General features: G+C 66.1%; 8 protein-coding genes and 1 pseudogene. 5 read left to right on the top strand and 4 right to left on the bottom strand.

Translation table 11 applies throughout. The features are described 5' to 3' along the window. Both ACLPJJ_RS06840 and ACLPJJ_RS06835 read right to left on the bottom strand, forming a co-directional pair. Positions 1-213: pseudogene (locus tag ACLPJJ_RS06840) on the bottom strand (IS5/IS1182 family transposase); the annotation flags it as partial. Between the two features lie 188 nt (positions 214-401). Further along, complete coding sequence (locus ACLPJJ_RS06835) at positions 402-1,232, bottom strand: hypothetical protein (RefSeq protein ID WP_443590197.1); 831 nt, start codon at positions 1,230-1,232, stop codon at positions 402-404. 393 nt (positions 1,233-1,625) lie between these two features. On the opposite strand from ACLPJJ_RS06835, the gene ACLPJJ_RS06830 reads away from it, so the two are divergent. Then, complete coding sequence (locus tag ACLPJJ_RS06830; RefSeq protein WP_443590196.1) at positions 1,626-2,357, top strand: hypothetical protein; 732 nt, start codon at positions 1,626-1,628, stop codon at positions 2,355-2,357. A 13-nt stretch (positions 2,358-2,370) separates the two neighbouring features. On the opposite strand, the gene ACLPJJ_RS06825 is transcribed toward ACLPJJ_RS06830, so the two are convergent. Together ACLPJJ_RS06825 and ACLPJJ_RS06820 are read right to left on the bottom strand one after the other, a co-directional pair. After that, on the bottom strand, positions 2,371-2,784 hold the full coding sequence (locus tag ACLPJJ_RS06825) for a hypothetical protein (protein WP_443590195.1): 414 nt from the start codon (positions 2,782-2,784) through the stop codon (positions 2,371-2,373). A 292-nt stretch (positions 2,785-3,076) separates the two neighbouring features. Continuing rightward, positions 3,077-4,063: a zinc-dependent alcohol dehydrogenase family protein gene (locus tag ACLPJJ_RS06820; protein WP_443590194.1), complete on the bottom strand. Its 987-nt coding sequence runs from the start codon at positions 4,061-4,063 to the stop codon at positions 3,077-3,079. Between the two features lie 94 nt (positions 4,064-4,157). Here ACLPJJ_RS06820 and gpmI point away from each other — a divergent pair, with 94 nt between their 5' ends. From gpmI to ACLPJJ_RS06800, 4 genes are all read left to right on the top strand, one after another. Beyond that, complete coding sequence (gene gpmI / locus ACLPJJ_RS06815; protein ID WP_443590193.1) at positions 4,158-5,672, top strand: 2,3-bisphosphoglycerate-independent phosphoglycerate mutase; 1,515 nt, start codon at positions 4,158-4,160, stop codon at positions 5,670-5,672. After that, the gene (locus ACLPJJ_RS06810) at positions 5,669-6,820 is read left to right on the top strand and encodes a murein hydrolase activator EnvC family protein (protein WP_443590192.1); all 1,152 of its coding nucleotides are present in this window, start codon (positions 5,669-5,671) and stop codon (positions 6,818-6,820) included. The genes gpmI and ACLPJJ_RS06810 overlap by 4 nt, the downstream gene beginning before the upstream one ends. A 57-nt stretch (positions 6,821-6,877) precedes the next feature. Beyond that, positions 6,878-8,239, top strand: coding sequence for a S41 family peptidase (locus ACLPJJ_RS06805; RefSeq protein ID WP_443590191.1), 1,362 nt, complete (start codon positions 6,878-6,880; stop codon positions 8,237-8,239). Between the two features lie 10 nt (positions 8,240-8,249). Then, positions 8,250-8,391 (top strand): NUDIX domain-containing protein (locus tag ACLPJJ_RS06800; RefSeq protein WP_443590198.1); only part of this gene is annotated, 142 nt, incomplete at its 3' end.

Raw genomic sequence — 8,391 nt, 5'->3', positions numbered from 1 at the left:
GTAGAGGTAGATCTTCAACAGCGTCGAGGGATGATAGGCGGGCCGACCCGTCGCCGCCGGTTGCATGCCATCGAAGCCGAGCGTGCCCAAATCCAGCTCGTCGATGAAGACTTCGACCACGCGAACTCGGTTGACCTCGGTCACGTAATCGTCCAGAGAGTCCGGCCACAATAACGATTGCCGTCGATCTTCACCCTCAACGAAACGCCCCATGACCGGCCCTCCGATAACGAGCCGATTCTAGCAGAAGTCGGCGTTTTTACACAGGCTGGACCCATCCCGGCCATCAGCAGCCCGTTCAGGTGACCCTGGAAGCGGACGGTCACAGAGGCGCTCGCGCAGATGGCTTGGCGCCTATTCCTGTCATCTAGCCAGCCTTGTCGGCGGCCCGGAGAGGGCCTTCAGGGCGTGGGCGTAGAGGAGGAATTTGCCGGCGGCGTGGAACTCGACGCTTCTGGCGCGACCTGGACAGACGTGGCGGCGGATCCGCCAGAAGGCGTTGCCGTGGCCGGCTTCGGCGCCGGCGGGGCTGTGGCACTGCTCGCCGCCGGCGGAGCTATGGCACTGCTCGCCACGGTGACGGAGGCTGCCTGCGAAGGCACCGCTGCACCGGCGGCTGGCGGAGCCGGGCTAACGTGAGCCGGAGTGGTCGTGGAGCCGTTCGACGCGGCAGCATTATTGGTCGCCTTGGTCACCGCGGGATTCACTCCCGTGGCCGCTGATTCCGGCACAGTCGCGGGGGGCGGCGCCGTTGCGATCTGCACGGTGTAATCAGGCACAATCCGAGCCTGCTGCGAGCCGGCGATCACCAGCACACGCAGCCCGACCGGAAGCGCCACCTTGCTTGTCTGGGTGACGGAAACCAGATTACCGCCGGTCTCCTGGACGATGTATTCCCAGCCCTTGGCATCTGCGACCGCTTGCTCGGCCGCCGCGCCGCCGATGCCGCCGACCAAGGCCCCCCCGATCGCGCCGAACGCAGTTACTTCCGGGCCGCCCGACAGCTGTGCCCCAGCGACGCCGCCGGCAGCGCCACCGGCGGCCGCACCGACCGCGCCATTGGCGCTTATCAGCACCGGCCGCACGCCGATAATCACCCCACGCTGCACAGGTGCCGCCTGCTGTGCGGCATTGGCGGCATAGGTGTTTGGGGAGTAGCCCTGGGCGCAGCCGGCGAGGGCTAGCGGGAGGAGACCAGGGAACAGGAAAAAGGGTAAAGCGAGGCGGGACAAGGTGAAGTCCGTTTTTTCGGGTCGGGCTGGCGTTAATGTAGCCGTTGAGACACGCGCTGTCACGCTGGGGCCGGGCCTGCCGGGCTTTTTCTCAGCAAGCCGCCTTTGCGCTACCGGGCCGCCCGAGCCTTGAACCAAATGTCCGATTTTTGGTTTCGCCGTCGTAAATCGGGCTGTCGCCCCCCTCGGTCACTTCCGATTGAGTTTCCCCCTACCCCATCACCAGCACCGCGGCCCCCTCCAGCCGCCGGTGATGGAGCGGGCGAAATCCTGCGCCAATTTGTCACCCGGGCGGGTGAAGGCGTACACCTCGCCCCCTTCGTAGCGCGCCGCCTATTGAATCTTCGGCCGCTTCCCCCCCAAATCCTGTTGTCCAACTGCCTGGAAACCATCATGACCACGATCAAATACCGGCTCTACCAGCCACGCCTTGCCCCCCGCCGCACCAAGGTTGAGGTGCCGGGCTGGGGCGGAGCTAAGGAGCCAAGGCAAAACGGCTCACATGAGCAGGCCCGGCATAGCCTGCCTTTCGTCGAGGGCGCGCAATATGGCATCGAAATTTTTTACCCTTATGACAACGAGCTGCGTGTCTCGCGCCGCGACGGCAAATTCATCTTTGACGGCGATTTCGGCCCCGACCCGAGCACCGGAGCGAGCCGGCCACCCTTCCGGGCTTTCGGCGAGGGCTATTACACCTACCAGCTCCTGCTCGACCTGAAAGTACCGGAGGGCCTCGCTGTGCGCACCGAGCCTCATCCGCGCTTTTATTTGAGTGACGCGAATGACGTGCCGCTTGCCGTCCCGGCGCTGCTGCGCACGTCCTGGTGGCCGATGATTAATTTCGTGGTGTTCAAGGCTCCGCCTGAAGGGAGCGTGCATGTGTTCCGCCCCGGAGAGCCGTTCATGCAGCTCTGCATCGTGCCGGCCGAACCGGATTTCGTACTGGAGCCGATGGGCGAGGAGGAAGCCGCTGAGCGTGAGATGCAGTCCAGGCGAATTCACGCCAGCCGCGAAACTCTAGGCCAGGACACGAGGTGGGTCTCGGCGACCAAAACTGTTTTTGACGGCACCTACCGCCGCATTCTTGGCGCTGCCCGGGCCAGGGACCGGGCAGCAGACGACTAGAGCGAGTTTCCCGTTACGGCGTGATGACGACGGACGGCGGCACAATGGCAACGTACGGCGGCGCCACGACAACCGGCGGGGGTGGGGCGTAATACTCGTGGTGATGATGGTGATGGTGGTGGTGGTGGTGGTGGTGATGGTGATGGTGATGGTGATGGTGGTGATAGTCGTAGCCGTCGCCCTCCCCGTACCATTGCACCTGTTCCACCCCTGCCGGCGCGTTGTTGGCCCGTTCCATCAATTCCGCATTATGGACTTTCAACGCCTCCACGGCATTGGGAATGGGACGGAGCAGATCGGAATAGGATGTTACCGCCACGGGCTCCGGCGGCATTACGGCGTCATGGCTCGCGGCCTGCGCGGCGGTGCCCCCCAGGGCGGCTACCCCGGCCAATGCGCCGAGCAGCCCGGCTTTCTTCCGTTCCATCTAATCTAACACTCCTCAAACAATTCGAGCAAAGTTAGAAATAGGGAGGGCGTCTGACTTTTTTTCGCTTGAAAAAGGGTAGGATTGTGGCGGGGGGCCGGAAGGCCATTAAGTTATGTTCAGGTGAGGCACGAAGAAGCGCCTTTGCCTTGTCCGCGGCGTCGCGTTGTACGGAGAGCGCATCAAGGGCAGTACATCGGTTGTCGTATAAGTCAGGACATATGCGACACCGTGCTCACTTTCATTCATGGGAGAGGAAGCGGGTTCGTTCTTCGCCCCCCATTCTGTTCCCCTACCCCATCACCAGCACCGCGGCCCCCTCCAACCGCCCTTCGCGCAAATCCGCCAGCGCCGTGTTGGCATCTTCCAGCCTGTAGGGCCGGGTCGTCGTCACCACCGGGATTTTCGCCGCGAGCGGCAGAAACTCCTCGGCATCGCGCCTGGTGAGGTTGGCCACCGAGCGGATGCTCCGCTCCTTCCACAAAATCTCATACGGAAACGGCGGGATCTCGCTCATATGAATGCCGCCGCACACCACCACCCCGCCCGGCGCCAACGCCCGCAGCGCCGTTGGCACCAGCGCGCCGACGGGGGCGAAAATCAGCGCCGCGTCGAGCGGTTCAGGAGGCAGCTCGTCCGACCCGCCAACCCAACCGCCGGTGATGTCGCGGGCGAAATCCTGCGCCGGTTTGTCGCCGGGGCGGGTGAAGGCGTACACTTCCCGCCCCTCATAGCGCGCCACCTGCGCTGCGATATGCGCCGCAGCACCAAAGCCGTAGATGCCGAGCCGCTTCGCATCGCCCCCGGCGCGCAGCGTGCGGTAGCCGATCAGCCCGGCGCAGAGCAGCGGTGCGGCCTCGGTGTCGGTAAAGCGCTCGGGGATGGGGAAGCAGTAGCGGGCATCCGCCACGGCCTGCTCGGCATAGCCGCCGTCGATCTGGTAGCCGGTGAAGCGCGCGGCTTCGCACAGGTTCTCGCGGCCCGAGCGGCAATACGCGCATTCCCCGCAGGTCCAGCCCAGCCAGGGCACACCCACGCGCTGGCCGGGGGTGAAACTCTCCACCCCCTGCCCCAGCTCCAGCACCCAGCCGACGATCTCGTGCCCCGGCACCACATGCGGCTTCGGGTGGGGCAACTCGCCATCGACGATGTGCAGATCCGTGCGGCAGACGCCGCAGGCGCAAACCTGCAGCAGGATCTGCCCAGGCCCTGGTTCCGGCGCATCGCACTGGCGCAGTTGCAACGGCGCGCCGGCCTTGTCGAACATCATCGCCCGCATGCGGGCAATTCTACCCTGGCCGCCCCGCCGCCGCCATGGCCAAACCGCGCCAACCTCCTATATTAGGGCCGCCAAACCGTTCTGAAGGATAGAAATGCCCAAACGCCCCGTCATGCTCGCCATCCTCGATGGCTTCGGCTGGAATGAAAGCCGCGAGGACAATGCGGTCGCGCTCGCGCATAAGCCGAATTTCGACCGTCTCTGGGCCAATTCGCCGCATGCCCTCATCAATACTTCGGGCCGCGTCGTCGGGCTGCCAGCCGGGCAGATGGGCAATTCCGAGGTCGGGCACCTGAATATCGGCGCGGGCCGCGTGGTCACGCAGGAGCTGCCGCGCATCGACATCGCCATCGAGGATGGCTCGCTGGCCGCCAATCCGGTGCTGGCCGAGTTCATTGCCAAGCTGAAAGCCTCGGGCGGCACGGCGCATCTGCTCGGCCTGGTTTCGCCCGGCGGCGTGCATTCGCACCAGGACCATATCGTGGCGCTGGCCAAGATCCTGCACGCGGCGGGTGTGCCGGTGACCGTGCATGTGTGGACTGACGGGCGCGACACCGCCCCCCAATCCGCGGCGGAATACGTGAAGTCCTTCGCCGCCGCCTTGGGCGATACGGCCAAGATCGGCACGCTGGTGGGCCGCTACTACGCCATGGACCGCGACAAGCGCTGGGAGCGCGTGCAGCTTGCCTATGACCTGCTGGCAGACGCCAAGGGCGAGCACTTCGCCACCACGGAAGCCGCCATCGAGGCCAGCTACAAGGCGGGCGTCACGGACGAGTTCATCAAGCCCGTGGTGCTCGGCGACTACGCCGGCATGAAGGACGGCGACGCCGTGCTCTGCGCCAATTTCCGCGCCGACCGCGTGCGCGAGATCCTCACCGCGCTGCTCGACCCGTCCTTCACCGGCTTCACCGCGCGGCAGCCCAAGCTGGTGGCCGCCACCGGCATGACCGCCTATTCCGACGCGCTGGCCCCGTTCATGGCCACGCTGTTCCCGCCCGAGCGGCTGGAGCAGCTGCTTGGGCAGGTGGTGGCCGCGCACGGGCTGAAGCAGCTGCGCATGGCGGAGACGGAAAAATACCCGCACGTCACGTATTTCTTCAACGGCGGCATCGAGCAGCCCTTCCCCGGGGAGGACCGCGTCCTCGTCGCCTCGCCGAAGGTCGCCACCTACGATCTGCAGCCGGAGATGTCGGCGGCGGAGCTGACCGAAAAGGCGGTGGAGGCGATCAACTCCGGCAAGTACGACCTCATCGTGCTTAACTTCGCCAACCCGGACATGGTGGGCCATACCGGCGTGCTGAGCGCCGCGATCAAGGCGGTGGAGGCGGTGGACAAGGGCCTCGGCGCCATTGCCGACGCGGTGGCGGCCCAGGGCGGCGCGCTGCTGGTCTCGGCCGACCACGGCAATTGCGAAATGATGCACGACAAGGAGACCCACGGCCCGCACACCGCGCACACCACCAATCTGGTGCCGGTGATCTGCGCTGGCGGGCCGGTGGGGATTAAGCTGCATGATGGCGTGCTGGCGGATATCGCGCCGACGCTGCTCAAGCTGATGGAGCTGCCGCAGCCGGTGGAAATGACCGGGAAACCGCTCTTCTCTTGAAGCTCCGCGCCGCCCTCTGCCTGACCCTGGCCCTCGCCCCGGTTCTGGCCGGGGCGGAACCAGCGCGCCACCATAAGCACGCGCACCACCTTGCGCAGGCGGCAGCAGCGGCACCGGCGCCAAGCGATGCCGATGCCGATGCCGATGCCGAGCAGGCGGCCCGGCAAGCCCAGCAGCAAGCCACCGCCCTGGCCACGGCATTGGGGCAGCAGCAGGCCCAGGCGGCGGCTTCCATCCGCAAAATAGAGACCCAGACCGCGCAGGACGCCGCACAGCTTGCCAACATTCAGGCGGCGCAGGGCGACGCGGCCCAGCATCTGACCCAGGCGGAGGCCGCGCTCGCCCGGCTGGTGCCGGTGATGCAGCGCCTCTCCACCCAGCCTGCCTCCACCCTGCTCACCGCGCCGTTGCCGCCGGAGGATGCCGTGCGAAGCGTCGCCCTGCTGCAAGGCGTGGCCGCCGCCATAGCCACCCAGGCGCAGGCCGTGCAGGCGCAGAACGCCCAGCTGGCCCAGCTCATCGCTGCCACCGCGGCCAGCCAGGCCCAGCTGGCCGACGCCGTGACCAGGCAGCAGGCGGCCGAGTCGGCGCTCTCGGCGCAGATTGACGCCGCCAAGGCGGCGGAGCAGGCGGCAGCCGACCAGCAGGCGGCGGCACAGGCGCAGAAGCTGGCCGCGGCGCATAAGCTGGATAATCTGAACGACGCGGTGAACGGGCTGGTGCCGCCCGCCCCCACCCCGGCCAGCCTGGCGGCGAGTTCCGGCGCCGCGCCGGTGGCAGGGAATATCGTGCAAGCCTATGGCGCTACCACCCTGGCCGGCCCCTCCACCGGGGTGAGCTACGGCACAGGGCCGGGGGCGCGCGTCACCACGCCCTGCGCGGGCACTGTAATGTTCGCAGGCGCGTTCCCATCTTATGGCAACATGGTCATCACAGATTGCGGCGGCGGCACCAGCGTCGTGCTCGCCGGCATGGATCATCTAGACGTCGCGCAGGGGCAGCGCCTGGTAAAGGGCCAGCCCATAGGCAGCATGCGCGGCTACGACCCCACCGACCCCACGCGCCAGCCGAGGCTGTACGTGGAGTTGCGCCGTAATGGCGCGCCGGTGGACCCCACCTCCTGGCTTGCCGGACGCGGCTCTGGCTAACCAGGCGGGATGCTGTCTAATATGGCTACAGTTATCCGGATCTTGAGGACACAATACATGCGTTTGCGCGGCGGCCTGTTGCTGAGCGGGGTTTTCTTGGGTGGGCTGGCACTCGGCACGGTGGCACAGCCGCTGACGCGCGCCATGGGCCAGGATGCCCCTTCCGACAGCACTTACCAGCAGCTCTCGCTGTTCGGCGACGTGCTGACCCAGGTGAAGCAGAACTACGTGATGGATCCGCCATCCGATAAGCTCATCTACAATGCCATCAACGGCATGCTCACCGGGCTGGACCCGCATTCCAGCTACATGAACGCGCAGCAATACGCCGACATGCAGGTGCAGACCTCCGGCCAGTTCGGCGGGCTCGGGCTGGAAGTGACGGAGAAGGACGGGTTGCTGGAAATCATCGCCCCGATCGACGGCACCCCCGGCGCCCGCGCGGGCATCAAGCACAACGATATCATCCTGGAAATCAACGGTCACTCCACCGATGGCCTGGCGCTCGACGATGCGGTGTCCAAGATGCGCGGCGCGCCGGGCACGCAGATTACCCTCACCATCAAGCGCAACGGCGTGAACACGCCGATCCATGTCACGCTGACGCGCGAGGTCATCAAGATCGACGACGTGAAGGACAAGCTGTTCAACACCCCGGACGGGCCGGTTGGCTATATCCGCCTGAGCAGCTTCGACGAGAACGCCGACCCGCATATCCGCAACGCCGTGAACGATCTGAGCCAGCAGGCCCATGGCAAGCTGCACGGCTATATCCTGGACCTGCGCGACAACCCGGGCGGGCTGCTGGACCAGGCCGTGGCGGTGAGCAACGACTTCCTGGATTCGGGCGAGATCGTCTCCACCCATGGCCGCCACTCGGAGGACGACCAGGTATGGTACGCGCAGCAGAGCGGTGACATCACCAACAACGCGCCGATCGTTGTCCTCACCGATGCCGGCACCGCCTCGGCGGCGGAAATCGTCACCGCGGCACTGCAGCAGAACCGCCGCGCCCTGGTGCTGGGCACCAAGACCTTCGGCAAAGGCTCGGTACAGACGATCATGCCGATCGACAACGAGGGCGCGCTGCGCCTGACCACGGCGCTGTATTTTACCCCCTCGGGCAAATCCATCCAGGGCTATGGCGTGAGCCCGGATGTCACCGTGTCCGACACCAACCTGCCGAATGACGAATTCTTCGCCCAGCTGCGCGAGACCGATCTGCTTAACTCCTTCGCCAACCCCACCGGCCAGAACCCGGCCCCGCTGCCGCCAGCGCCGGCTCTGCCAGCCGTGACCGCCAGTATTCCGGCCAAGCCGCCCGCGAACTGGCCGGCCTTCGACCCCACCAAACAGGATACCGACTTCCAGCTGCAGATGGGGATCAAGCTGGTGGACGGCATGTCCGCCGCGCAGTAACGGGCTGGCCATGACTGATCATACCTCCCTGCCGTACCGGCTGAACGTTGGCGCGGTGCTGTTTGGCCCGGATGGGCGCGTGTTTGTCGGCAAGCGAATCGGCATCATCAGTGCCTGGCAGCTTCCGCAAGGCGGGATCGACGTGGACGAGG

It is taken from the genome of Acidocella sp. (genome assembly GCF_052326845.1).
In the GTDB taxonomy this organism is placed as follows: Bacteria; Pseudomonadota; Alphaproteobacteria; order Acetobacterales; family Acetobacteraceae; genus Acidocella.
The sequence above is the reverse complement of the archived record's forward strand: the minus strand, read 5'-3'. Positions and strand labels throughout refer to the sequence as shown.

Bases quoted from the DNA above. Each gene is read 5' to 3' on its own strand.
- ACLPJJ_RS06820 (WP_443590194.1), bottom strand. From the start codon at position 4,063: ATGCGGGCGATGATGTTCGACAAGGCCGGCGCGCCGTTGCAACTGCGC.
- ACLPJJ_RS06805 (WP_443590191.1), top strand. From the start codon at position 6,878: ATGCGTTTGCGCGGCGGCCTGTTGCTGAGCGGGGTTTTCTTGGGTGGG.
- ACLPJJ_RS06825 (WP_443590195.1), bottom strand. From the start codon at position 2,784: ATGGAACGGAAGAAAGCCGGGCTGCTCGGCGCATTGGCCGGGGTAGCC.
- ACLPJJ_RS06830 (WP_443590196.1), top strand. From the start codon at position 1,626: ATGACCACGATCAAATACCGGCTCTACCAGCCACGCCTTGCCCCCCGC.
- gpmI (WP_443590193.1), top strand. From the start codon at position 4,158: ATGCCCAAACGCCCCGTCATGCTCGCCATCCTCGATGGCTTCGGCTGG.